This is a genomic window from Caenispirillum bisanense, from assembly GCF_039523075.1.
GTDB classification, from domain to species: domain Bacteria; phylum Pseudomonadota; class Alphaproteobacteria; order Rhodospirillales; family Rhodospirillaceae; genus Caenispirillum; species Caenispirillum bisanense.
The window spans coordinates 52,229-76,755 of the sequence record NZ_BAAAEP010000020.1 but is presented as its reverse complement, the minus strand read 5'-3'; the positions used below and the strand labels follow the sequence as shown (position 1 = coordinate 76,755).

Below are 24,527 nucleotides of genomic sequence, written 5' to 3'. Positions count from 1 at the left end.
ACTTCCGCGCGCGCGGCGCGGGCGATGAGGCCGAGCGCCGCCTGGCGGGCGGCGGCCATGGCGGCGGCGGCGGTGCGGTCGTCGTCGACCACCAGCAGCAGCGGGCCGCGCCGCGGCTCCGCCCCCAGCGGATTGAGCAGCGGCCGGGCGAGGCCGACGATGATGAGGGCGGCGATCACCAGCCGCAGCAGGATCAGCCACCACGGCGTGCGGGCGGTCACGTCCTCCCGCGCCCGCAGGCCGAGCAGCAGGCGCAGGGCGGGGAACACCATGCGGCGCGGCGCCGGCGGCGTCACCCGCAGCAGGAACCACAGCGCCGGCAGGATGAGCAGGGCGGCCAGCACCCAGGGGGCGGCGAAGGCGAGGGGGCCGAGGGTCCACATTCAGCGCACCTCCGCCATGCGGGCATGCAGGGCGAGCAGCGCCGTCTGCGGCGGCTGGTCGGTGTGATGGACGGCGAAGCTCCAGTCCAGCCCCCGGCACAGGCGGAACAGGGCGTCGCGCTGGGCCTGGAAGCGGCGGATGTAGGCCTCGCGCACGTCCTCGGTGCGGGCGATGAGCAGGTCGCCCTCGCCCTCCGCCCCGGTGAAGCGGATGCGGCCGCGGAAGGGCAGGGTTTCCTCCGCCGGGTCGACCACCTGCATCACATGGCCGCGCAGGCCGCGCCCGGCGAGGGCGCGCAGGGCCGGCTCCAGCACCTCCGGCGGGTCGAGGAAGTCGCCGAACAGCACCACGCTGCCGTGGCGGGTGACCGGCGCGGCGTCGGCCAGCCGGGTCCAGTCGGTGCCCTGGCCGAGCGGCGCCCGCTCCAGCGCCTCCGCCAGATGGGCGAGGGCGGCGTGGCCCATGCCGGGCGGCGGGGCACCGGGCAGCAGCAGGCCGATGCGCTCGCCGCCGCGGTTGAGCAGGGCCGCCAGCGCCACCGCCAGCAGGGCGGCGCGCTCGTGCTTGAGCGGCAGGCGGGGGTCGGAGCGGAAGTCCATGCTGGGGGAGCGGTCGGCCCACACCACCACCGTCTGGGCGGCGGACCATTCGCGCTCGCGCACATAGAGCGGATCGCTGCGGGCCGACTGGCGCCAGTCGATCTGCGTCACGCTGTCGCCGGGCTGATAGCGGCGGTACTGCCAGAACTGGTCCCCCGGCCCGGCGCGGCGGCGGCCGTGGACGCCCGGCGCGACGGTGGCGGCCACCCGCTCCGCCGCCACCAGCAGCGGCGGCAGGGCACTGGCCGCCGCTTCGCCACGGCCGAGAAGGGGGAGGGTCCGGTCCGCCATCGCGCCGCCCGCCGTCAGCCGATCAGCCGGCACAGGCGGGAAATCACCTGTGCGATGCTGACGCCGTCGGCGCGGGCGGCAAAGGTGAGCGCCATGCGGTGCTGCAGGATCGGCCGGGCCAGTGCCAGCACGTCGTCGATGGAGGGGGAATAGCGGCCGTCGATGAGGGCGCGGGCGCGCACCGCCAGCATCAGCGCCTGGCTGGCGCGCGGGCCGGGGCCCCAGGCGACGTGGCGGCGCACGTCCTCCACCTCGCTGGTCTCGGGGCGGCCGGCGCGGACCAGGGTGAGGATGGCGTCGACCACGCTGTCGCCCACCGGAATGCGGCGGACCACCGCCTGCGCCTCCACCAGGTCGGCCGGGGTGAGCACGCGCGGCACCGGCGCCTCCAGCGCGCCGGTGGTGGCGAGCAGCATCTCGCGTTCGGCATCAAGGCCGGGATAGCCGACGTCCACCTGCATGAGGAAGCGGTCGAGCTGCGCTTCCGGCAGCGGATAGGTGCCTTCCTGCTCGATGGGGTTCTGGGTCGCCAGCACGTGGAAGGGACGCGGCAGCGGGTGGCTTTCGCCGGCCACCGTCACCTTCATCTCCTGCATGGCCTGCAGCAGGGCGGACTGGGTGCGCGGGCTGGCGCGGTTGATCTCGTCGGCCATCAACAGCTGGCAGAACACCGGCCCCTTCAGGAAGCGGAAGGCGCGGCGGCCGTTGTCGTCCTCCTCCAGCACCTCGCTGCCGAGGATGTCGCCCGGCATCAGGTCGGGGGTGAACTGCACCCGGCGGTCATCCAGCCCGAGCACGGTGCCGAGGGTGTGGACCAGCTTGGTCTTGGCCAGCCCCGGCACGCCGATCAGCAGCAGGTGGCCGCCGGCCAGCAGGGTGACGAGGCTGTTTTCAATCACGTCTTCCTGCCCGAAGATCACCGCGTTCATGGCGGTGCGGGCGGCGGCCAGACGCTCGGCCAGACGGTCGACGGCGGCGACCGCCTCGGGACCGGCTTCGAGGGCTGCTTCGTTGGAAGGGTTGGTCACGACGGTCTCTCCGCACTACATAGGACACGACAACCCATGGAGGAACGGATGCCCAGGACCAGCGACCAGACCCACGCGGCTGCTCCCGGACACGAGGCCCCCAAGGCCCGGCCTCGCCAGACCATTTGCGGCGACCTCGACATGCGTATCGACCGCAACGGTACCTGGTTCTATCACGGCTCGCCGATCGGCCGGAAGGAACTGGTACGGCTGTTCTCGACAGTGCTCAAGCGCGAGGACGACGGTTCCTATTGGCTTGAAACGCCTGTGGAGAAGGGGAGGATCATTGTCGAGGACGCTCCATTCCTTGCCGTCGAGATGGAGGCTGAGGGGGCCGGACGCAACCGCCGCATCCGATTCCGCACCAATGTCGACGATTGGGTGACCCTGGACGACGATCATCCGCTGCGCGTCGAGCACGATGGGGAAACCGGCGAACCGAGCCCATATGTGCTGGTGCGGCCGGGCCTTGAAGCGCGCATCAACCGTCCGGTGTTCTATGAACTGGTGGAGATGGGCGTCGAGGAAGACGCCGGCGACGAGAAAGGGGTACACTACGGCGTATGGAGCACGGGCACCTTCTTCCCCCTCGGCACCCTGACGGAGACCGACTGAGCCGCGACGCCATCGTGCGCCTGCTGGCGCGCGGTCGCCGGCATGACATGGGCGAGCGGTCCGACGTCGGCATCAACCGGCAGCTGGGCGGCGACCACGACTACGGCCCGGCCATCGATTCCGACCCGCGCGTCACCCGCCGCCCCCCCGGCGACGGCACGACGGTACCCCCCGGCGCCGCCATGGACAGCCGGCCGCAGACGCCGGCCGCCGTGCTGGTGCCGCTGGTGGCGCGGGCGGAGGGGCTGACGGTGCTGCTGACCCAGCGCACCGCCCACCTCAAGAACCACGCCGGCCAGATCAGTTTTCCCGGCGGCCGGTCGGAGGACCACGACGACGGCCCCATCGCCACCGCCCTGCGCGAAAGCCACGAGGAGATCGGGCTTGATCCCGCCCGCGTGGACGTGCTTGGCCGGCTGGACGATTACGTCACCGTCACCAATTTCCGGGTGACGCCGGTGGTCGGGCTGGTGGCGCCGCCGCTGACCCTGGCCCCCGATCCCTTCGAGGTGGCCGAGGTGTTCGAGGTGCCGCTCGGCTTCGTGCTCGACCCGGCCAACCACCAGCGGCACACCTATCAGGTCAAGGGGCGCACCCGCGCCTACTGGGCCATGCCCTACGGCGATCGCTACATCTGGGGTGCGACCGCCGGCATGCTCGTCAATCTGGCGGAGGTTCTTCGACCGTGATCATCCGGCTGCTCGTCCTGCTGCTGCTGCCGATCATCCTCTTCCTGATCTGGCGCCGGATCCGGCGCAGCGAGGACGAGACGGCGGGGCCGCTCGATTACGGCCTGCTCGGGCTGGCGGTGGTGATCCTCATCGGCCTGGGGGCGATGGCGCTGACCCAGGGCGGCGACCCCTCCGACGAATACGTGCCGCCGCGGGTGATCGACGGCCGGGTGGTGCCGGGGCACATCGCTCCCCGGCCGCAGCAGGAGGCGCAATGATCGTGCGCACGGTGGGCGGCGAGGCGACCGGGAAACGGGCCCCGGTCGGCCAGCTGTCGCCGCAGGCCTGGATGCTCGACGACCGCACCCATCGGGTGGTGGCGGCGCTGGCCGCCGGCGGCGCCGAGGTGCGCTTCGTCGGCGGCTGCGTGCGCGACGCCCTGCTGCACCGACCGGTGAAGGACATCGACATCGCCACCCCCGAGCCGCCGGAGGTGGTGATGCAGCGCCTGGCCGATGCCGGCCTGCGGGCGGTGCCGACCGGCATCGACCACGGCACCGTCACCGCCCTGGCCGACGGCATGGCGTTCGAGGTCACCACCCTGCGCCGCGACGTCGCCACCGACGGCCGACGCGCCCAGGTGGCCTTCACCGATTGCTTCCGCGAGGATGCCGGCCGCCGCGACTTCACCATGAACGCCCTGTCGGCCAGCCCCGACGGCGCCGTCTACGACTACTTCGACGGCCTTGCCGACCTGGCGGCGCGCAAGGTGCGCTTCATCGGCCGGGCGCAGCAGCGCATCGAGGAAGACTATCTGCGCATCCTGCGGTTCTTCCGCTTCCACGCCCATTACGGCGTCGGCGACCCCGACCACGATGCCCTGAAGGCCTGCAACGCCACCGCCGAGGGGCTGGTGCAGCTGTCGGGCGAGCGGGTGCGGGACGAGCTGCTGAAGATCCTGCTGGCGCCTTATCCCGCCGATGTCTTCGTCATCATGCGCGGCGAGCGGGTGCTCGACCAGGTGCTGCCGGAGGCCCACGACATCGGCCGCCTGCGGGTGCTGGCGTGGCTGGAAACCACCGGCCTGCGGCGTCCGTGGCTGGCGCCCGACCCGCTGCGGCGGCTGGCGGCGGTGCTGACGGTCAGCCGTCCGCAGGCGCAGGCGGTGGCGGAGCGGCTACGGCTGTCGAATGCCGACCGCGACCGCCTGCTCGACCTGTCCGGCCCCCGCGACGGCGAGCCCGAGCCCGATGCCGCCGCTCCGCCGGCGGTGCAGCGACAGGTGATCTACCGCCTCGGCCAGACCCGCGCCCGCGACCGCATCCTGCTGCTGTGGGCGGCGGAGCGCAGCGCCGAGGGCCACACCAACAGCGCCCGCACCGGCGCCTGGACCCGCCTGCTCGACCTCGCCGCCGAGTGGGTGCCGCCGTCGCTGCCGGTGCAGGGGCGCGATGCCGTGGCCGCCGGCATTCCCCCCGGCCCGGCGGTGGGCGAGGCGCTGCGGACGGCGGAAGCGGCCTGGCTGGCGAGCGACTTCGGCCTCGACCGCGACGCCCTGCTGACCCTGCTGCGGCAGGCGGCCGCGGACGGTGGCGATGGCGGTGGTGAGGGCGGCGATGGCGCGGGCGTGTAATTCCCACGTTGCATTGGCACCGCTGTCATTCGTGTGATAATCATCACTGTGTGGGGGACCGCTCACCGGCAAACTGGCATTCAGGTGGCGGAGTATGCGGGATAGAGACGAGTCATGGCACATCCGGCCAACAGGAACGACGCACGCAACGGCCTGCCGATGAAGAAGATCTGCTTCTTCGGCGACGGGCTGACCTTCGGCGTCGGCGACATCGAGCAGGGCGGCTGGCCCGCCCGCCTGTGCCGCCAGGAGGCCGAGCGGGTGCAGGACCTGCAGGTCTATAATCTCGCCGTCCCCACCCAGACTTCCGCCGACATCGCCGCCCGCTGGCGGGCCGAGGCGGAGCCGCGCCTGACCGGCGTCGTCCGCAGCGGCGTGGTGTTCGGCTTCGGCCTGTCCGACATGGCCGACAGCGACGACCAGGGCATCCGCGTGCCGCTGCCCGAAACCATGGCCTGGGCGGAACGCATCATCGCCGAGGCCAAGGTGTGGCGGCCGGTGCTGTGGATCGGTCCGGCGCCGGTGCTGCGCTCCGCCGAGGCGCGCGACGAGGGCGGCCACTGGGTCGCCTACAGCGCCGCCCGGCTTGCCGCCCTCAACGAAGCCTTCCGCACCCTCGCCGCCGAACTGGCGGTGCCCTACCTCGACCTCTGCGCCGCCCTCGGCGACAACAAGGCCTACCGCCGCGCCCTGGTGGCCGGCGACGGCGTCTACCCCACCCCCGCCGGCCATGCCCTGGTGGCGGAGGCGGTGGCGGCCTGGAGCGCCTGGCACGACTGGTTTCCCCGCCAGCGCACGACGGCTGCCGCCAAGCGCGACCCCAACGCCTTCCAGCCCATCGAATTCCGCCGGGTGGTGAACGAGGACAAGGTGCAGACGGCCATCCTGTGACGGCCGTCCTCCGTTTCCCTCACCCCTGATCCGGGCCTCTACGGCTGCGCCGGTTCCAGCGGCGGCAGGCCGCCCGTCTGGCGCAAGGCCTCGCCGGCGGCCATGGCGGCGGCGATGGCCACGTTCAGCGACCGCATGCCGCCCGCCAGCGGGATCGCCACCCGCAGGTCGGCGGCGGCGTGGACGTCGTCCGGCACGCCGACGCTCTCGCGCCCGAGCAGCAGGGTGTCATCCGGCCGCCACTGCATCTGCGTATGACCGACGGCCCCCCGCGTGGTGAGCAGGACCAGCCTGCCCGGCCCACCCGGACGGGTGGTTCGCGAGTCGAGGAAGCGCGCCCAGGAGGCGTGCCGTACCACCTCCACCCGGTCCAGGTAATCCATACCGGCGCGGCGCATGCGGCGGTCGTCGAACAGGAAGCCGCAGGGCTCGATGATGTCGCAGGCGAGGCCGAAACAGGCGCAGAAACGCAGGATGGTGCCGGTGTTCTGGGGGATGTCGGGCTGATAGAGGGCGATGCGCATGGCGATGAACGATTCGAAAGGTAAAGGTGGACAAGGCTGGGGAGGTGTTAGGCCCTTTTCAAGGGGCAGGTTTTCGATTATACCGCCCCGGTCGCCGGACCCCCCTTTTGCGCGGTCGGGGGCCTGTTAGCAGGGGCCGGCGCTAATCGCTAGAGGATGGCCGCGCAAAAACAACCACGGTCGGTCCGAAGTCCCCCGCGACGGGCCGTCAACGTCAAGGAAATGCGTGCCCCCCAGTGCGCAACGAGAGGGTAACTGAGCATGGCTGATACGGCACATACCGCTCATGGCTCCTCCGAGGGCGAAAGCCGCCGCGATTTTCTGCTGTATGCGACCACCGCGGTCGGCGTCGTCGGCGCCGGTCTTGCGGCGTGGCCGTTCATCCACAGCATGAATCCGGCCGCCGACGTTCTGGCGCTGTCGTCCACGGAAGTGGACCTGTCGCCCATCGAGGAGGGCCAGGCGATTACCGTCACCTGGCGCGGCAAGCCGGTGTTCGTGCGCTACCGCACGGCCGCGGAGATTGAAGAGGCCCGCAACGTCAACGCCGGCGAACTTCGTGACCCCGAGACGGACGAGCAGCGCGTCCAGAAGCCCGAATGGCTGATCGCCATCGGCATCTGCACGCACCTCGGCTGCGTCCCGCTGGGCCAGAAGCCGGGCGAGCCGCGCGGTGAGTACGGCGGTTACTTCTGCCCGTGCCACGGGTCGCACTACGACACCTCCGGTCGCATCCGCAAGGGTCCCGCTCCGCTGAACCTGCCGGTTCCGGAGTACGAGTTCATCGAGGACCTGCGGATCCGCATCGGCTAAGGGGCAGTTTCCATGAGCGAACTGAACACCAACAATCGCGCGCTGAAGTGGCTGGAGGCGCGCCTGCCGATCGTGTCGTTCGTCGACCATTCGCTCGGCACCAAGTACCCGGCTCCGAAGAACCTGTCCTACTGGTGGAACTTCGGCTCGCTGGCGGGCATCGTGCTGGTCATCATGATCCTGACCGGCCTGTTCCTGGCGATGAACTACACGGCGCACGTCGACTACGCCTTCAATTCCGTCGAGCGCATCATGCGCGACGTGAACTACGGCTGGCTGATCCGCTACATCCACATGAACGGCGCGTCGATGTTCTTCATCGTCGTGTACATCCACATCTTCCGCGGCCTCTACTACGGCTCCTACAAGCCGCCGCGCGAAGTGCTGTGGTGGCTCGGCCTCGTCATCCTGCTGCTGATGATGGCCACCGCCTTCATGGGCTACGTGCTGCCGTGGGGCCAGATGTCCTTCTGGGGCGCCACCGTGATCACCAACCTGTTCTCGGCCTTCCCGGTCGTCGGTGATTACATCGTGACCCTGCTGTGGGGCGGCTTCTCGGTCGATAACCCGACGCTGAACCGCTTCTTCGCGCTGCACTTCCTGCTGCCGTTCGTCATCGTCGGCGTGGTGATCCTGCACATCTGGGCGCTGCACCAGGCGAAGTCGAACAACCCGCTCGGCATCGACATGAAGGGCCCGAACGACGCGATCCCGTTCCACCCGTACTACACGATCAAGGATCTGTACGGCCTGGGCGTGTTCATGCTGTTCTTCATGTACTTCGTGTTCTATGCCCCGAACTACATGGGCCACCCGGACAACTACATTCCGGCCAACCCCATGGTGACCCCGCCGCACATCGTGCCGGAATGGTACTTCCTGCCGTTCTATGCCATCCTGCGTGCGGTGCCGGACAAGCTGGGCGGCGTGCTGCTCATGTTTGCGGCCATCCTGGTGCTGGCGGCCCTGCCGTGGCTTGACACCTCCAAGGTGCGTTCGGCGGCCTTCCGTCCGATCTACAAGTGGTTCTTCTGGCTGTTCGCGGTCGATGCCGTCGTGCTCGGCTACATCGGCGCCATGCCGGCCGAAGAGCCCTATGTGACCATCGGCCAGATCGCCACCGCCTACTACTTCCTGCACTGGATCGTGCTGCTGCCGCTGATCGGCTGGTTCGAGAAGCCGCGGCCGTTGCCGGAAAGCATCTCGGCCGCGGTCCGCAAGGGCACTCCGGTGAACGCCGGCGCGACGGAGAAGGTGTGATGCGCAAGATCCTGATCAACGCCGCCGCCGCCATCGGCCTGTCCGTGGTCACCGCCTCCGGTGCCATGGCGGCCGGGGGAGTGAAGGTTCCCAGCGAAAGCTGGACCTGGGACGGGCTGTTCGGCTACTACGACAAGGCGCAGCTGCAGCGCGGGTTCCAGATCTACAACGAGGTCTGTGCCAGCTGCCACTCGCTGAAGCTGGTGGCCTACCGCAACCTGATGGAAATCGGGCTGACCGAGGACCAGGTGAAGGCGATCGCCGCCGAGAAGGAGGTCGAGGACGGCCCCGACGACGAAGGCGAGATGTTCTTCCGCCCGGCCCTGCCGTCTGACCGCTTCGTGCCGCCGTTCCCGAACGAGAACGCGGCCCGCGCGGCCAACGGCGGCGCCCTGCCGCCGGACCTGTCGCTGATCACCAAGGCGCGCATGGGTGGCCCGAACTACATCTACCACCTGCTCCTCGGTTACCACGAGGAGCCGCCGGCGGGCTTCGAGCTTGGCGCGACCCAGTACTACAACGAGTACTTCCCGGGTCACGCCATCGGCATGCCGCCCCAGCTCATGGAAGGGCTGGTGGACTATGCCGACGGCACCGAAGCCTCGGAAGAGCAGCTTGCCCGCGACATCACCGCCTTCCTGAACTGGGCCGCCGAGCCCGAGCTGGAAGCGCGCAAGTCGCTCGGCATCAAGGTCATGCTCTTCCTGCTGGTGCTGACCGCCATGCTGTACGCGCTCAAGCGCAAGATCTGGGCGAACGTCGACCACTGACGCCCGGGTCGGTGATCCGCCCTCGGGCGGGCACTGGGGAAAACTTGATGGCCGCCGCTCCGCAAGGGGGGGGGGGCTTTCCCTTTTCAAGCGCGGCCGCCGCCGGTAAAACACCTGGGCGCGCAGCCCGCCGCCGCCATCGCCGCCGACCGCGACGGCAGCGGCGGCCGGCGGCGCGGCATTCCTCGGTCAGGCCCAACGGAGCTTCAGCATGGCGGACGGTCACACCAAGCCGGTTCTCGGCATCATCGGCGGCAGCGGCGTCTACGACATCGACGGCCTGACCAACACCCGCTGGGAAACGGTGGAGAGCCCCTTCGGCGCGCCGTCGGACCAGCTGCTGTTCGGCGAGCTGGACGGCCAGCCGCTGGTGTTCCTGCCGCGCCACGGCCGCGGCCACCCGCGCCCGCCGTCGGAACTGAACTACCGCGCCAACATCGACGCCCTGAAGCGGGCCGGGGTGACCGAGATCCTGTCGGTGTCCGCCGTCGGCTCGCTGAAGGAGGAACTGGCGCCGGGCACCTTCGTCATCGTCGACCAGTTCATCGACCGCACCTTCGCCCGCCAGAAGAGCTTCTTCGGCACCGGCTGCGTCGCCCACGTCTCCATGGCCCATCCGTTGTGCGGCCGCCTCGGCGACGCCTGCGAGGCGGCGCTGCAGGAGGCCGGCATTCCCTATGCCCGCGGCGGTACCTATCTGGTGATGGAAGGGCCGCAGTTCTCCACCAAGGCCGAGAGCGAGCTGTACCGTCAGTGGGGGTGCGACGTCATCGGCATGACCAACATGCCCGAGGCCAAGCTCGCCCGCGAGGCGGAGATGTGCTACGCGACCGTCGCCATGGTCACCGACTACGACTGCTGGCACCCCGACCACGACGCGGTGACGGTGGAGGCGGTGATCAAGGTGCTGCTGGCCAATGCCGACAAGGCCCGCGCCCTGGTGAAGACCGCCGCGCCCAAGCTGCGCGACCGCGCCGGCCCCTGTTCCCACGGCTGCCACACGGCGCTGGAACACGCCCTCATCACCGCGCCCGACAAGCGCGACCCCGCCGTGCTGGCGCAGCTTGACGCCGTCGCCGGCCGCCTGCTGAAGGCTTGAGGAGAGACACCGCATGAAGGTCCAGGGCACGCCCACCCGCACCATCTGGCCGAACGCCGACGGCAGTGTCGGGATCATCGACCAGACCAGGCTGCCGCACGCCTTCGTCCCCTGCACCCTGCGGTCCATGGAAGACGCGGCGGCGGCGATCAAGGACATGCTGGTGCGCGGCGCGCCGCTGATCGGCGCCACCGCCGCCTACGGCATGGCGCTGGCGATGCGGGCCGATGCCTCCGACGCGGCGCTGCAGGCGGCCCATGACACCCTCTACGCCACCCGCCCGACGGCGGTGAACCTGCGCTGGGCGCTGGCCGACATGCTGCGCACCCTGCGACCGCTGCCGCCAGCGGAGCGCGCCGCTGCCGCCTGGGCCCGCGCCGCGGCCCTGTGCGACGAGGACGTGGCCATCAACGAGGCCATCGGCGATCACGGCCTGGCGGTGTTCCAGGCGGCGTGGGAGAAGAAGGGGCGTCAGGGCCGGCTGGAGATCCTCACCCACTGCAACGCCGGCTGGCTGGCGACGGTGGACTGGGGCACGGCGCTGGCGCCGATCTACAAGGCGCACGATGCCGGCATTCCGGTGCATGTGTGGGTGGACGAAACCCGCCCGCGCAGCCAGGGCGCCAGCCTGACCGCGTGGGAGCTGAACCAGCACGGCGTGCCGCACACGGTGATCGTCGACAACGTCGGCGGCCATCTGATGCAGCATGGCATGGTCGACCTGTGCATCGTCGGCACCGACCGCACCACGGCGACGGGCGACGTCTGCAACAAGATCGGCACCTACCTGAAGGCGCTGGCCGCCCACGACAACGGCGTGCCGTTCTACGTCGCGCTGCCGAGCCCCACCATCGACTGGTCCATCCGCGACGGCCTGAAGGAAATCCCCATCGAGGAACGGGCCGGCGAGGAAGTGTCGGTCATCACCGGCCGCACCGCCGACGGCGCGGTGGTGTCGGTGACCGTCACGCCGGAAGGCAGCCCGTGCGGCAACTGGGGCTTCGACGTCACCCCGGCCCGCTACGTCACCGCCCTGATCACCGAGCGCGGCGTCTGCGCCGCGACCGAGGACGGGCTCGTCGGCCTGTTCCCCGACCTCGCCGCCGCCGCCCGGGCGGCCGAGTAGGGGGACGCGGCCGCCATGCCCTACGTCAACGTGCAGATCACCAAGGGCGCCACCCGCGATCAGAAGAAGGCGCTGGTGGAGTCCATCACCGCCGCCCTGGTGGAGCACCTCGGCAAGCAGCCGGAGCACACCCACATCGTCATCCAGGAGATCGAGGAGGACGACTGGGGCTACGCCGGCATGCTGACGTCGGACTGGAAGCGCCGGCAGGCCGCCTCCGACTCCTGATCCCTTCCCCGCCTGCGACGGAACAGCCCGTGACCCTTCTCGCCCTGCGCAACCAGCTCGTCGACCTTGCCACCGGCCTCGCCCGCAAGGGGCTCAACCGCGGCACCGCCGGCAATGCGTCGCTGCGCATCGATGCCGACCGCTTCCTCGTCACCCCGTCGGGCGTCGAGCCGCACCTGCTGAAGCCGCAGGACATGGTGGCGATGGAGATGGACGGCCGCTTCTCCGGCCCCCGCCTGCCGTCCAGCGAATGGCGCTTCCACCGCGACATCCTGGCGGCGCGGCCGGAGGTGGCTTGCGTCGTCCACACCCATGCGCCGTTCTGCACCACGCTCGCCTGCCTCCGCCTCGGCATCCCGGCCTTCCACTACATGGTGGCGGCGGCCGGCGGCGCCGACGTGCGCTGCGCCCCTTACGCCACCTTCGGCACCCAGGCCCTGTCCGACCACGCCCTGGCGGCGCTGGAGGGGCGCAAGGCCTGCCTGCTCGCCCACCACGGCATGATCGTGGTCGGCGACACCCCGGCCCGCGCCCTGAAGCTGGCGGTGGAGCTGGAGGAACTGGCGGAACAGTACTGGCGCATCCTGCAGATCACGCGCGAGCCGCCGCTGCTGGACGCCGCCGAGATGGAGCGGGTGCTGGACAAGTTCCGCACCTACGGCCAGCCGCGCAGCGCCGACGCCGAGTCGATGGCGGAGTAGGGACCTCACGCGCCGGGCGGCCGCTCCTCGCGGCCTTGGCTCACGCCGCATGAGCGGCGGCGCGCGGTCGCTTGTTACTCAGGCTGCCTTGATCTGAAGCGATCAAGGCAGCGCCCTCAAGCGCCGGGCGGCCGCTCCTCGCGGCCTTGGCTCACGCCGCTTACGCGGCGGCGCGCGGTCGCGCTTGCCAAGCTGCCATGAGGTGCCCTCATGGCAGCTTGGTATCTGTCTGCCCTAGCGCCGCCGCTTCTTGGGCGGCTTCTGCATCTTCTGCGGCATGCCGCGACGGGTGGACGGCGGATTGGGGGCGGTGGGCAGTTCCAGCTCGCTCGCCTCCAGACGCTTGATCTCGTCGCGCAGGCGGGCCGCTTCCTCGAACTCCAGGTCGGCGGCGGCGGCGATCATGCGCTTGCGCATGTCGTCGATGGTGGCCCGCAGGTTGTGGCCGACCAGATGCGGCATGTCCGGATCGCCGGTGGAGACGGTGACGTAATCGTGCTCCGACACGTCCGACAGCACGTCGGAGATGCGCGCCTTCACCGACTCGGGCGTGATGCCGTGGGCGGCGTTGTAGGCCTGCTGCTTCTCGCGCCGGCGGTTGGTTTCGTTGATGGCCCACTCCAGGCTGTCGGTCATCTTGTCGGCGTAGAGGATGACGCGGCCTTCGACGTTGCGGGCGGCGCGGCCGATGGTCTGGATGAGCGAGGTCTTGGAGCGCAGGAAGCCTTCCTTGTCGGCATCCAGGATGGCGACCAGGGCGCATTCCGGGATGTCGAGGCCCTCGCGCAGCAGGTTGATGCCGATGAGCACGTCGAAGGCGCCGAGTCGCAGGTCGCGGATGATCTCGATGCGCTCCAGCGTGTCGACGTCGGAGTGCATGTAGCGCACCCGCACCCCCTGTTCCGCCAGATACTCGGTCAGGTCTTCGGCCATGCGCTTGGTCAGGGTGGTGACCAGCACCCGCTGGCCCTTGGCGGCGCACTGGCGGGCTTCATACAGCAGGTCGTCCACCTGCTTCTCCACCGGGCGGATGTGGCAGATGGGGTCGATCAGGCCGGTCGGGCGGATGACCTGTTCGGTGAACACGCCGCCGGTCTGTTCCAGTTCCCACGGGCCGGGGGTGGCGGAGACGAACACCGTCTGCGGCCGCATGGTGTCCCATTCCTCGAACTTCAGCGGCCGGTTGTCCTTGCACGACGGCAGGCGGAAGCCGAATTCGGCCAGGGTGTGCTTGCGGGCGTAGTCGCCGCGGAACATGCCGCCGATCTGCGGCACCGTGACGTGGCTTTCGTCGACGAAGCACAGGGCGTCTTCCGGCAGGTACTCGAACAGGGTCGGCGGCGGCTCGCCCGGGGTGCGGCCGGTGAGGAAGCGGCTGTAGTTCTCGATGCCCTTGCAGTGGCCGGTGCTTTCCATCATCTCCAGGTCGAAGCGGGTGCGCTGCTCCAGCCGCTGGGCTTCCAGCAGCTTGCCGGCCGCCGTCAGTTCCTCGAGTCGCGCCGTCAGTTCCGCCTTGATGCCCTTGATGGCCTGCGACAGGGCGGGGCGCGGGGTGACGTGGTGGCTGTTGGGGTAGATGGTGGTCTGGGTCATGCTGCCGCACTTCTCGCCGGTCAGCGGGTCGAACTCGGTCAGCGCCTCGATCACGTCGCCGAACAGGGAGATGCGCCAGGCGCGGTCTTCATAGTGGGCGGGGAAGACTTCGATGACATCGCCGCGCACCCGGAAGGTGCCGCGCGAGAACGCGGCATCATTGCGCTTGTACTGCAGTTCCACCAGCTGCTTGATGAAATCGCGCCGGTCGAGCGTCTGGTCGACGGCCAGCCTGATGGTCATGCGCGAATAGCTCTCGACCGAGCCGAGGCCGTAGATGCACGACACCGAGGCAACGATGATCACGTCCCGCCGCTCCAGCACCGCGCGGGTGGCGGCGTGGCGCATGCGGTCGATCTGCTCGTTGATGCTGGCGTCCTTCTCGATGTAGGTGTCCGTCCGCGGCACATAGGCCTCGGGCTGGTAGTAGTCGTAATACGATACGAAGTATTCGACGGCGTTGTCGGGGAAGAACGCCTTCATCTCGCCATACAGCTGGGCCGCCAGGGTCTTGTTGGGGGCCAGCACCAGCGCCGGCCGCCCGGTCGCCGCGATGACCGAGGCCATGGTGAAGGTCTTGCCCGAGCCGGTGACCCCCAGCAGCACCTGGTTGCGCTCCTGCTGGCCGATGCCCTCCGTCAGTTCGGCGATGGCGGTCGGCTGGTCGCCGGCCGGGGTGTAATCCGACGCAAGGCGGAACTCGGCGCGCGGCCCGGCGGCCGGGCGCTGGTACATGGGCAGGACGACGGTCATGGCGAACGCGCACCTCTCGGTTCGATGAATGTTCACGAACCGCAAAGGTGGGCCGAACCGCCGCCGTGATCAATAGGAAGCGGTGCGCTGCGGGATCAACAGGCAGCCGAATGCGGCCGGATCAACAAGCCGCGGACCGCGGCGGGATCAATACCGCAGCGGCACGCTGATGGTCAGGGCGCCGGCGGGCGGCACCTCGAAGGCGGCGTCATCGAATCGGGCCTTGCGCGGATCGTCGGCGTTGGAGACGCCTTCGCCCTCGATGGCGAACAGGCCGAACACGCGGTCGAGGCGGCCGTTCTCGTTCTCGTCGTGCAGCACCCGCACGGCATAGCGGCGGCCCGGTTCCAGCCCGTCGAACACGGCGGTGACGCGGCCGGGGGCGGCGGGCAGTTCCTGCTCCAGCACCGGCTGGCTGGTGCGGTCGCGGCCGGCGAAGGCGGCCGGGTCTTCATAGATCGCCACCCGCACCATGCCGCGGTCGCTCTCCACATGCTCGGCCCGCACCTTCAACTGCACGCCGTCGGTGAGGGCGGCGGACTGTTCCGCGCGCGGGGCGGCAAGGGGCGCCAGAATGGCCGCCAGGGCGGCCAGGGCGAGCGGTCGGACGGGGATCCGGCAGCGGGTCATCGGGCGGGTCATCAACGGCTGGTTGGGGGATCGGGGAACGGCCCCCCTGATGCCGCGGAACCGTGGCGAGAGTATGGCAGAGGCCGCACCGCCATGCGCTCGCGCCCCTTGCACGGGACGGGCTGCGGACGTAGTGTTTCGCCGCGTTTTTCCACCGCCCGCCGTTGCGACGGCCCTTCGACAGTCAGAGGGACTATCATGTCGATCATCGCCAAGCGTCTGTCCGCCATCAAGCCGTCGCCGACCATCGCGGTGACCCAGAAGGCCGCCGAGCTGAAAGCGGCCGGGCGGGACGTCATCGGCCTGGGCGCCGGCGAGCCCGACTTCGACACCCCGGACAACGTGAAGGCCGCCGCCAAGGCCGCCATCGACCGCGGCGAGACCAAGTACACGGCCGTCGCCGGCACGCTCGCCCTGCGCAAGGCCATCTGCGCCAAGCTGGAGCGCGAGAACGGCCTGAAGTATGTGCCCGACCAGATCACCGTCGGCTGCGGCGGCAAGCAGACCATCTACAACGCCATCATGGCGACCGTGGAAGCCGGCGACGAAGTGATCATTCCGGCGCCGTACTGGGTCAGCTACCCCGACATCGTGCTGCTGGCCGGCGGCACCCCGGTGTTCGTCGCCTGCGGCGAGGAAGCCGGCTTCAAGCTGACCGCCGCCGACCTGGAAAAGGCCATCACGCCGAAGACCAAGTGGCTGGTCCTGAACTCGCCGTCCAACCCGACGGGCGCGGCCTATTCCGCCGCCGACCTGAAGGCGCTGGCCGAGGTGCTGCTGAAGCACCCGCACGTCTGGATCATGACCGACGACATGTACGAGCATCTGGTCTACGACGGCTTCCAGTTCGCCACCATCGCCCAGGTGGAGCCGAAGCTGTATGACCGCACGCTGACGCTGAACGGCGTGTCCAAGGCCTACAGCATGACCGGCTGGCGCGTCGGCTATGCCGCCGGCCCGGCCGAGCTGATCAAGGCCATGAACAAGATCCAGAGCCAGTCGTCCACTCACACCAGCTCCGTCTCGCAGGCGGCCGCCGTCGAGGCGCTGAACGGCCCGCAGGACTTCCTGGGCGAGTGGCGCACCGCCTTCGCCGCCCGCCGCGACCTGGTGGTGAAGATGCTGAACGAGGCGCCGGGCCTGACCTGCCGCACCCCGGAAGGCGCCTTCTACGTCTACCCGAGCTGCGCCGGCGTGCTGGGCAAGAAGACCCCCGACGGCCGCGTCATCGAAACCGACAGCGACTTCGCCGAAGCGCTGCTGGAGGCCGAGGGCGTGGCGGTGGTGCAGGGCGTGGCCTTCGGCCTGTCGCCGTACTTCCGCATCTCCTACGCCACCAGCGAAAAGGCGCTGACGGAAGCCTGCACGCGCATCCAGCGCTTCTGCGCCAGCCTGGCGTGATGATCCCGCTGCGGTGATCCCGGTGATCGCCGCAGCATCGCTTTCGGCCGGGCGTGCGGTGCGCGCCCGGCCTTTTGCTGCCTGAGGGCCGCCGCGGTCACGGCGGGCAGTAGCCTAGAAGATGCCGAGCAGACCTTCGCCGGCGGGGGACTGCGGCCTTGTCGGCGCGGCAGGCGCCTGGGGAATGGGCAGATCGTCCTCCGCCTCCGCCTCCGCCGCCGGTCCCTGCGCCGCCGTGCGGGCGTCGGGCACCTGCGGGCCGGCGACGCCGGGGGTGAGGCGGCGCACGCCGGCGGCATCGACGGTGGTGCGCTCGGCGGCGGCGCAGCGGAACAGCGAGCGGTGCGGCTGCAGCACCGTGCAGTGGAGCAGGTCGCTGCTCTCGTAGACGGCGACGCGGCCGGTTTCGGCGCAGACGGCATCGGCCATGGCCTGTACCTGCTCGCGCGTCGCGTTCATGGTGTTGTAGCAGATCGCCGGCCGGTCGAAGGTGGACGAGCCCCAGGTGGTCAGCGTGCCGGCTTCGCGCCGCATGTCGATGTAGGGCTCGGGCGCGCAGGCCGACAGGCCGCCGGCAAGGGCGGCGGCAAGGGCAACGGCGGCGGCGCGGGGCATGGCTGGCATCCTCGGGTGGACTCCTGCTGACGACGCTCCCTGTTGTAGGGGATCGCGCGGCAATGGGCTAGACTGCGCGTGGAGAAACGGGAAAACCCGTCGCCGGAGGATCTGCGTCCCATGAATCTGTCCACCAAGCTCGCCGCCCGAGCCGCCGAGGGGCGCCCCATCCGGGTCGGCCTGATTGGCGCCGGCAAGTTCGGCACCATGTTCCTCGCCCAGGCCCGCCGCACGCCGGGCCTGCACGTGATGGCGGTGGCCGACCTGTCGCCGCCGCGCGCCCACGCCGCCCTGCGCGCCGCCGGCTGGAGCGCCGAGCAGGCGGAGGCCGGATCGTCGGCCAAGGCCCTGCGCCACGGCTCCACCTGGATCACCGACGATGCCGAGGCGCTGATCGCGGCGGGCGGCATCGAGGTGGTGATCGAGGCCACCGGCCACCCGGAAGCCGGCCTGCGCCACGCCGCCCGCTGCCTGGAGCACGGGCGCCATGTGGTGATGGTGAACGTGGAGGCCGACGTGCTGGCCGGGCCGCTGCTGGCCCGCCGCTTCGGGGCCGCCGGGCTGGTCTATTCCATGGCCTACGGCGACCAGCCGGCGCTGATCTGCGAGCTGGTGGACTGGGCCCGCACCTGCGGCCTGGAGGTGGTGGGCGCCGGCAAGGGCACCAAGTACCTGCCGGACTACCATGCCTCCACCCCCGATACGGTGTGGGAGCATTACGGCCTGACGCCCGAACAGGCCGCCGCCGGCGGCATGAATGCCAAGATGTTCAACAGCTTCCTCGACGGCACCAAGAGCGCCATCGAGATGGCGGCGGTCGCCAATGCCACCGGCCTGGGCGTGCCGGCCGACGGTCTCGGATTCCCGCCGGTCGGCTGCGACGACCTGCCGGCGGTGCTGAAGCCGCGCGCCGACGGCGGCGTGCTGGAGCGGGCCGGGATGGTGGAAGTGGTGTCCAGCCTGCAGCGCGACGGATCGCCGGTGGCGGGCGACCTGCGCTGGGGCGTGTGGGTGACCTTCGCCGCGCCCTCCGACTACGCCGCCCGCTGCTTCGCCGAGTACGGCCTGCGGACTGACGACAGCGGCCGCTATGCGGCGCTGTGGCGGCCCTACCACCTGATCGGGCTGGAACTGGGTGTGTCGGTGGCTGCCGCCGCCCTGCGCGGCGAGCCGACCGGCCATTCCACCGCCTTCCGCGGCGACGTGGTGGCGGTGGCCAAGCGCGATCTGGCGGCCGGCGAGGTGCTGGACGGCGAGGGCGGCGCCACCGTCTGGGGCCGCCTGATGCCGGCGGAAACCTCGGTCGCCGCCCGCGCCCTGCCCATGGGGCTGGCCCAGGGGGTCACCCTGACGCGGCCGGTGGCGGCAGGGCAGGTGGTGAGCCGCGATGCCGTGCGGCTCGATCCTTCCGCCCTGGCGGTGCGGCTGCGCCACGATCTGGAGACCGCCTTCTGCGCTCTGCCACCGGAAGACGAGGGTTTGCCGACCGCCGGTTGATCGGCCGGTGCCGCCGTGCGCGCCGGCGGCGGAACCGCGCGGCGGCGGCGCCTGTCGCGTTGCGCCGGCGGCGGGAGGCGACTACTCTGCCCGGATTACGGCCTTTGACAGGATTTGGGGATCCGGAATGACCGAGGGGAAGACGTTTCGTCTGGTGACGCGCAGCGACTTCGACGGCCTGGTATGCGCCATGCTGCTGAAGGAACTCGGGATGATCGACGACATCAAGTTCGTCCACCCGAAGGACATGCAGGACGGCAAGATCGACATCTCCGACCGCGACATCACCACCAACCTGCCCTATGTGGAGGGCGTGCATCTGGCCTTCGACCATCACCTGTCGGAGACCCTGCGCGTCGGCAAGCGCGACAACCACATCATCGACCCCGATGCCCCCTCGGCGGCGCGCGTGGTCTATGACTACTTCGGCGGCAAGGCCAAGTTCCCGCGCATTTCCGACGAGATGATGGAGGCGGTGGACCGCGGCGACTCCGCCAACTTCACCAAGGACCAGGTGCTGAACCCCACCGGCTGGGACCTGATGAACTTCATCATGGACGCCCGCACCGGCCTCGGCCGTTTCCGCACCTTCCGCATCTCCAACTACCAGCTGATGATGGAGCTGATCGACTACTGCCTCGATCACGACATCACCAAGGTGCTGGAACTGCCGGACGTGCGCGAGCGCACCGACCTTTATTTCGAGCACGCCGAGAAGTTCAAGGACCAGGTCACCCGCTGCGCCACCGTCCACAAGAACCTGGTGGTGCTCGACCTGCGCAACGAGGACACCATCTGGGCCGGCAACCGGTTCATGATCTACGCCCTGCTGCCGCAGACCAACATCTCCATGCATGTCATGTGGGGCTTCCAGAAGCAGAACACCGTCTTCGCCGTCGGCAAGAGCATCTTCGACCGCTCGTCGAAGACCAACGTCGGCAAGCTGATGCTGGAATACGGCGGCGGCGGCCACATGGCGGCCGGCACCTGCCAGGTGGACAATTCCATGGCGGAAGAGGTGCTGAAGGCGCTGGTCGACAAGATCACCGCTGACGGCTGAGCCCGCGCTGCGGTCCGGTCCGGCGGCCGTCCCTCGGGCGGCCGTCGGGCTCGGTCACGGCTTGGTGTGGCGGCTCATGCGGTAGGCGTAGACGTAGATGTCGCCGGCGTTGAAGCTGGCGGCGTGGCCCTTGGTGCCGCGCGTGCGCATGAAGAACTCCACCACTTCCTGCGCCTGGATCTCGGTGTTGGCGGTGCGGATGGCGCCGACGTCGGTGCCCTGCTTGAAGTTGTGGCGGCTGACCAGGGTGGACTTCGGATCGGCGCACATGCCGACGTACCACTCGCCCCACTTGGCGCCGTTGCGGGCGATCAGGTGTTCGATGTCGTGGATGATCTCGGTCTTCGACTTGGCCATGGGCCGTTCCCCCGCAACGGTGGGCCGGTCCGCGTTCCCTCGGCGCGGCGGCCCGTCCTCCTCAACCCCTGTTATACAACGAAGTCGGCGCGGCGATACCCCTGGGCGTAGAGCAGGGCGGTAAGGTCGCCGTGGTCGATGCGAACGCGAGCCTCGGCGGCGACCACCGGCTTGGCGTGGAAGGCGACGCCCAGGCCGGCGGCGCGGATCATCGGCAGGTCGTTGGCGCCATCGCCCACCGCCACCGTGCGGGCGAGCGGCAGGTGGCGCTCGGCGGCCAGGGCGATGAGGCTGTCGAGCTTGGCGTCACGGTCGAGGATGGGTTCCTCCACCGCCCCGGCCAGCACGTCGCCGTCGAGGATGAACTCGTTGGAGCGGTCCTCGTGGAAGCCGCAGTGGGCGGCGACGCGGCGGGTAAAGAACTTGAAGCCGCCCGACACCAGCACGCAATAGGCGCCGTTGGCGGCCATGGTGCGCACCAGTTCCCAGGCGCCGGGGGTGTACTCGACGCGGTCGAAGCACTTCTCCAGCGACTCGACCGGCAGGCCCTTCAGCATGGCGACGCGCTCCCGCAGGGCGGCCTTGAAGTCCAGCTCGCCGTTCATGGCGCGGGCGGTGATGGCGGCGATCTGGTCCTTGATGCCGGCGAAGTCGGCCAGTTCGTCCAGGGTTTCGCCGGTGACGATGGTCGAGTCCATGTCGGCCACCAGCAGCATCTTGCGGCGGTCGGCGGCGGCCTGGGCCACCACGTCGGCGGCCACGCCGGCATCGGCCAGCGCCTTGCGGGCGGCGGCGTCGGCGGTGTCGGGGCTGATGTCCTCGAACGGCAGGTCGCAGGCGATGCCGGGGTCCAGCCAGTCGGGCGAGCCGACCTGTCCGCCCAGCGCCTTCAGGGCCTCGCGCACACGGCGGACCGTGCTATCGTCCAGGTCCGCGCGGGCCGGAGCGGTGATGAGCGTCAGCACATTTTCCATGGCCCGGTCCTTTTCCGTTCGGCGCGTGGGGCGTTTCTGCCGCGTCCCGTATAAAGTCGCGCCCCCTTCGCTGCAAGCGCGTGATGATGTCAGAGACCGAAGCCTCCGCCCTGCCGCCCCTCGTGGTTGTCGCCGGCCCCACCGCCAGCGGCAAGTCGGCGCTCGCCCTGGCGGCGGCGCAGGAGTTCGGCGGCACCGTCCTCAATGCCGACAGCATGCAGGTCTACCGCGAGCTGCGGGTGCTCACCGCCCGCCCTTCGGAGGCGGAGGAGGCGCTGGCGCCCCACCGCCTGTACGGCGTGCTGGCGGGCAGCGTCGTCTGCTCGCCGGTGCTGTGGCGCGACCTGGCGGTGCCGGAGATCGAAGCCGCCTGGGCCGCCGGCCGGCTGCCCATCGTCTGCGGCGGCACCGGGCTCTACCTGAAGGCGCTGCTGGAGGGCTTCGCGCCGGTGCCGGAGGTGCCGGAGGCGGTGCGGGCCGAGGCGCGGGCCGACCTCGCCCGCCTGGGGCACGAGGCCTTCCACGCCCGGCTGGCGCGGGACGACCCGGAGACGGCGGCCCGCCTCGCCCCCGGCGACACCACCCGCAACCTGCGCGCCTGGGAGGTGCTGCGGGCCTCCGGTCGCTCCATCAGCTGGTGGCAGGCGCAGCCGCCGGTGCCGCCGCCCATCCGCTTCCGCCCGCTGGTGGTGCGCATGGCGCCGCCGCGCGAGGTGCTCTACGCCCGCTGCGACGCCCGCCTGCGCGCCATGGTGATGGAGGGGCCGGCGCTGGCCGAGGTGGCGGCGCTGCTCGACTTCGGCCTGCCGCCCGACCAGCCGGTGATGAAGGCGCTCGGCGTGCCGGAACTGGCCGCCCACCTGCACGGTGACCTGGACCTGGAGTCGGCGCTGGTGCGGGCGCAGCAGCTGACCCGCAACTATGCCAAGCGCCAGGGAACATGGTTCCGCGGGCAGCTTCGTGCGGATGTGGTGCACGATGCGCAATTTTCGGAAAGCCTCGCCGCCAAAACCTTTCAATTAATTCGCGGCTTTTTGTTGACCGGCTCCGGCTGAGTCTATACCGTGCAGCTTCCCGGAATGGTCCGGGGTTGGCGCGGCGCGCCGGACGGACACCCCCCACGGATCGATGAGGCGGATGGTGAGCCGCCGACGCCGGAGCAGGTGTCGGCGGGCGGGCCGTTTGGGCCGCGCGTCCTTTACAGGAAGACAGGTGCAGACATGTCGCAGGATCGCATGAACGGTGCTCAGATCGTCCTCAAGGCCTTGGCCGAACAGGGCGTCGAGGTAATCTTCGGCTATCCCGGCGGCTCCGTACTTCCGATTTACGACGAACTCTTCAAGCAGAACCAGATTCGCCACGTCCTGGTGCGGCACGAGCAGGCGGCGGTGCACGCGGCCGAAGGCTATGCCCGCTCCACCGGCAAGGTCGGCTGCGTGCTGGTGACCTCCGGCCCCGGCGCCACCAATGCCGTCACCGGCCTGACCGATGCGCTGATGGACAGCATTCCGCTGGTCTGCCTGACCGGCCAGGTGCCGACCCACCTGATCGGCAACGACGCCTTCCAGGAAGCCGACACCACCGGCATCACCCGGCCGTGCACCAAGCACAATTACCTGGTGAAGAAGTCGGAAGACCTCGCCCGCATCCTGCACGAGGCGTTCTACGTCGCGCGCACCGGCCGGCCCGGCCCGGTGGTCATCGACCTGCCGAAGGACATCCTGATGAAGCCGGCGGAGTACATGCCCGCCAGCCGCATCAAGCACCGCACCTACAAGCCGCAGGTGAAGGGCGACCGCGCCGCCATCGAACAGGCGGTGGAGATGATCGCTGCGGCCAAGCGGCCGGTGTTCTACACCGGCGGTGGCGTCATCAACTCCGGCCCGGCGGCCAGCCAGCTGCTGACCCAGTTCGTGCGCCTGACCGGCTTCCCCATCACCCAGACGCTCATGGGCCTCGGCGCCTATCCGGCCTCCGACCCGCAGCACCTGGGCATGCTGGGCATGCATGGCACCTACGAGGCCAACCTCGCCATGCACGGCTGCGACCTGATGATCTGCGTCGGCGCCCGCTTCGACGACCGCGTCACCGGCCGCCTGAACGCCTTCTCGCCCAACTCGAAGAAGATCCACATCGACATCGACCCGTCGTCGATCAACAAGAACGTGGCGGTCGACCTGCCGATCATCGGCGACGTGGCGCACGTGCTGGAAGACCTGATCAAGGTCTACAAGGCCCGCCAGGTCCGCCCCGACGCCAAGGCCCTGAAGGGCTGGTGGAAGCAGATCGACGAATGGCGCGCGGTCAACTGCCTCGGTTACGAGCAGACCGGCAAGATCATCAAGCCGCAGTACGCCATCCAGCGCCTTTATGAACTGACCAAGGACCGCGAGACCTACATCACCACCGAGGTGGGCCAGCACCAGATGTGGGCGGCGCAGTTCTACAAGTTCGAGAAGCCGAACCAGTGGATGACCTCCGGCGGCCTCGGCACCATGGGCTACGGCTTCCCGGCCGCCATCGGCGTGCAGATGGCCCACCCCGACGCGCTGGTGGTGGACGTCTCCGGCGAGGCCAGCTTCATGATGAACATGCAGGAACTGGGCACCGCCATCCAGTACCGCCTGCCGGTGAAGGTGTTCATCCTGAACAACCAGTACATGGGCATGGTGCGCCAGTGGCAGGAACTGCTGCACGGCGGCCGCTACTCGGAAAGCTATTCGGAGGCGCTGCCGGACTTCGTGAAGCTGGCCGAGGCCTTCGGCGCCCACGGCATCGTCTGCGACGACGCCGCCCGCCTGGACGACGCCATCCGCGAGATGATCGACGTGCGCAAGCCGGTGATCTTCGACTGCCGCGTCGACCAGTCCGAGAACTGCTTCCCCATGATTCCGTCGGGCGCGCCGCACAACGAGATGCTGCTCGGCCCGCCGGATGCCGGCAAGGAAGCCATCGGCGACGAGGGCAAGGTTCTGGTGTGACGCCGCCGCGCTGCCGCGCCGTCACCGCATCCG

General features: G+C 69.9%; 26 protein-coding genes. 17 read left to right on the top strand and 9 right to left on the bottom strand.

Features of this window, described 5'->3' with window-relative positions:
* The 3 genes from ABD056_RS11025 to ABD056_RS11015 all read right to left on the bottom strand — a co-directional run.
* Positions 1 to 383 (bottom strand): BatA domain-containing protein (locus ABD056_RS11025; protein ID WP_343866619.1); only part of this gene is annotated, 383 nt, incomplete at its 3' end.
* The gene (locus tag ABD056_RS11020; RefSeq protein WP_343866618.1) at positions 384 to 1,274 is read right to left on the bottom strand and encodes a DUF58 domain-containing protein; all 891 of its coding nucleotides are present in this window, start codon (positions 1,272 to 1,274) and stop codon (positions 384 to 386) included. It abuts the gene before it with no gap.
* Positions 1,275 to 1,288: 14 nt separating this feature from the next.
* Entirely contained in the window at positions 1,289 to 2,302 is a 1,014-nt protein-coding gene (locus ABD056_RS11015) for an AAA family ATPase (RefSeq protein WP_343866617.1), read from the bottom strand.
* A gap of 48 nt (positions 2,303 to 2,350) precedes the next feature.
* On the opposite strand from ABD056_RS11015, the gene ABD056_RS11010 reads away from it, so the two are divergent.
* The 5 genes from ABD056_RS11010 (at position 2,351) to ABD056_RS10990 (ending at position 6,112) form a co-directional block, all read left to right on the top strand.
* Positions 2,351 to 2,917, top strand: a complete 567-nt coding sequence (locus ABD056_RS11010; RefSeq protein WP_343866616.1) for a DUF1285 domain-containing protein — start codon at positions 2,351 to 2,353, stop codon at positions 2,915 to 2,917.
* Between the two features lie 47 nt (positions 2,918 to 2,964).
* On the top strand, positions 2,965 to 3,606 hold the full coding sequence (locus ABD056_RS11005) for a CoA pyrophosphatase (RefSeq protein WP_343866615.1): 642 nt from the start codon (positions 2,965 to 2,967) through the stop codon (positions 3,604 to 3,606).
* Entirely contained in the window at positions 3,603 to 3,866 is a 264-nt protein-coding gene (locus ABD056_RS11000) for a hypothetical protein (protein WP_343866614.1), read from the top strand. Before ABD056_RS11005 ends, ABD056_RS11000 begins: the two co-directional genes overlap by 4 nt.
* Positions 3,863 to 5,221 (top strand): CCA tRNA nucleotidyltransferase, encoded by a 1,359-nt coding sequence (locus tag ABD056_RS10995; RefSeq protein ID WP_343866613.1) that lies wholly within the window; start codon positions 3,863 to 3,865, stop codon positions 5,219 to 5,221. The genes ABD056_RS11000 and ABD056_RS10995 overlap by 4 nt, the downstream gene beginning before the upstream one ends.
* Positions 5,222 to 5,335: 114 nt before the next feature.
* Positions 5,336 to 6,112, top strand: coding sequence for a GDSL-type esterase/lipase family protein (locus ABD056_RS10990; RefSeq protein ID WP_343866612.1), 777 nt, complete (start codon positions 5,336 to 5,338; stop codon positions 6,110 to 6,112).
* Between the two features lie 38 nt (positions 6,113 to 6,150).
* Here the strand turns inward: ABD056_RS10990 and ABD056_RS10985 are convergent, their stop codons facing one another.
* On the bottom strand, positions 6,151 to 6,636 hold the full coding sequence (locus ABD056_RS10985; protein WP_343866611.1) for a tRNA (cytidine(34)-2'-O)-methyltransferase: 486 nt from the start codon (positions 6,634 to 6,636) through the stop codon (positions 6,151 to 6,153).
* 261 nt (positions 6,637 to 6,897) lie between these two features.
* Between ABD056_RS10985 and petA the strand changes: the two genes are divergently transcribed.
* From petA to ABD056_RS10950, 7 genes are all read left to right on the top strand, one after another.
* The gene (gene petA / locus ABD056_RS10980; RefSeq protein WP_343866610.1) at positions 6,898 to 7,449 is read left to right on the top strand and encodes a ubiquinol-cytochrome c reductase iron-sulfur subunit; all 552 of its coding nucleotides are present in this window, start codon (positions 6,898 to 6,900) and stop codon (positions 7,447 to 7,449) included.
* A gap of 12 nt (positions 7,450 to 7,461) precedes the next feature.
* Positions 7,462 to 8,709, top strand: a complete 1,248-nt coding sequence (locus tag ABD056_RS10975) for a cytochrome b (protein WP_343866609.1) — start codon at positions 7,462 to 7,464, stop codon at positions 8,707 to 8,709.
* The gene (locus ABD056_RS10970; RefSeq protein ID WP_343866608.1) at positions 8,709 to 9,479 is read left to right on the top strand and encodes a cytochrome c1; all 771 of its coding nucleotides are present in this window, start codon (positions 8,709 to 8,711) and stop codon (positions 9,477 to 9,479) included. Before ABD056_RS10975 ends, ABD056_RS10970 begins: the two co-directional genes overlap by 1 nt.
* A 211-nt stretch (positions 9,480 to 9,690) precedes the next feature.
* Positions 9,691 to 10,578: an S-methyl-5'-thioadenosine phosphorylase gene (locus ABD056_RS10965; RefSeq protein WP_343866607.1), complete on the top strand. Its 888-nt coding sequence runs from the start codon at positions 9,691 to 9,693 to the stop codon at positions 10,576 to 10,578.
* 13 nt (positions 10,579 to 10,591) lie between these two features.
* Entirely contained in the window at positions 10,592 to 11,704 is a 1,113-nt protein-coding gene (mtnA, locus tag ABD056_RS10960; protein ID WP_343866606.1) for an S-methyl-5-thioribose-1-phosphate isomerase, read from the top strand.
* Between the two features lie 15 nt (positions 11,705 to 11,719).
* Positions 11,720 to 11,932 (top strand): 2-hydroxymuconate tautomerase, encoded by a 213-nt coding sequence (locus ABD056_RS10955; protein ID WP_343866605.1) that lies wholly within the window; start codon positions 11,720 to 11,722, stop codon positions 11,930 to 11,932.
* A 29-nt stretch (positions 11,933 to 11,961) separates the two neighbouring features.
* Complete coding sequence (locus ABD056_RS10950; RefSeq protein WP_343866604.1) at positions 11,962 to 12,633, top strand: class II aldolase/adducin family protein; 672 nt, start codon at positions 11,962 to 11,964, stop codon at positions 12,631 to 12,633.
* Positions 12,634 to 12,867: 234 nt separating this feature from the next.
* Here ABD056_RS10950 and uvrB read toward each other — a convergent pair whose 3' ends face one another.
* Both uvrB and ABD056_RS10940 read right to left on the bottom strand, forming a co-directional pair.
* The gene (gene uvrB / locus ABD056_RS10945; RefSeq protein WP_343866603.1) at positions 12,868 to 14,979 is read right to left on the bottom strand and encodes an excinuclease ABC subunit UvrB; all 2,112 of its coding nucleotides are present in this window, start codon (positions 14,977 to 14,979) and stop codon (positions 12,868 to 12,870) included.
* A 147-nt stretch (positions 14,980 to 15,126) separates the two neighbouring features.
* Positions 15,127 to 15,609 carry a DUF2141 domain-containing protein gene (locus ABD056_RS10940; protein WP_343866602.1) on the bottom strand — a complete coding sequence of 161 codons (483 nt, stop codon included), beginning with the start codon at positions 15,607 to 15,609 and terminating at the stop codon, positions 15,127 to 15,129.
* 198 nt (positions 15,610 to 15,807) lie between these two features.
* Between ABD056_RS10940 and ABD056_RS10935 the strand changes: the two genes are divergently transcribed.
* On the top strand, positions 15,808 to 17,010 hold the full coding sequence (locus ABD056_RS10935; protein ID WP_343866601.1) for a pyridoxal phosphate-dependent aminotransferase: 1,203 nt from the start codon (positions 15,808 to 15,810) through the stop codon (positions 17,008 to 17,010).
* Between the two features lie 114 nt (positions 17,011 to 17,124).
* Here ABD056_RS10935 and ABD056_RS10930 read toward each other — a convergent pair whose 3' ends face one another.
* Positions 17,125 to 17,625, bottom strand: coding sequence for a hypothetical protein (locus ABD056_RS10930; RefSeq protein ID WP_343866600.1), 501 nt, complete (start codon positions 17,623 to 17,625; stop codon positions 17,125 to 17,127).
* A gap of 120 nt (positions 17,626 to 17,745) precedes the next feature.
* On the opposite strand from ABD056_RS10930, the gene ABD056_RS10925 reads away from it, so the two are divergent.
* Complete coding sequence (locus ABD056_RS10925) at positions 17,746 to 19,122, top strand: NAD(P)H-dependent oxidoreductase (protein ID WP_343866599.1); 1,377 nt, start codon at positions 17,746 to 17,748, stop codon at positions 19,120 to 19,122.
* A 127-nt stretch (positions 19,123 to 19,249) separates the two neighbouring features.
* Positions 19,250 to 20,182 (top strand): DHH family phosphoesterase, encoded by a 933-nt coding sequence (locus ABD056_RS10920; RefSeq protein WP_343866598.1) that lies wholly within the window; start codon positions 19,250 to 19,252, stop codon positions 20,180 to 20,182.
* Between the two features lie 54 nt (positions 20,183 to 20,236).
* Here ABD056_RS10920 and ABD056_RS10915 read toward each other — a convergent pair whose 3' ends face one another.
* Positions 20,237 to 20,539: a hypothetical protein gene (locus ABD056_RS10915; protein ID WP_343866597.1), complete on the bottom strand. Its 303-nt coding sequence runs from the start codon at positions 20,537 to 20,539 to the stop codon at positions 20,237 to 20,239.
* Between the two features lie 71 nt (positions 20,540 to 20,610).
* Positions 20,611 to 21,513 (bottom strand): phosphoserine phosphatase SerB, encoded by a 903-nt coding sequence (serB, locus tag ABD056_RS10910; RefSeq protein WP_343866596.1) that lies wholly within the window; start codon positions 21,511 to 21,513, stop codon positions 20,611 to 20,613.
* Between the two features lie 83 nt (positions 21,514 to 21,596).
* Between serB and miaA the strand changes: the two genes are divergently transcribed.
* On the top strand, positions 21,597 to 22,568 hold the full coding sequence (gene miaA / locus ABD056_RS10905) for a tRNA (adenosine(37)-N6)-dimethylallyltransferase MiaA (RefSeq protein WP_343866595.1): 972 nt from the start codon (positions 21,597 to 21,599) through the stop codon (positions 22,566 to 22,568).
* Positions 22,569 to 22,733: 165 nt separating this feature from the next.
* Positions 22,734 to 24,494: an acetolactate synthase 3 large subunit gene (locus tag ABD056_RS10900; protein WP_343866594.1), complete on the top strand. Its 1,761-nt coding sequence runs from the start codon at positions 22,734 to 22,736 to the stop codon at positions 24,492 to 24,494.
* The last annotated feature ends 33 nt before the right edge of the window (positions 24,495 to 24,527 follow it).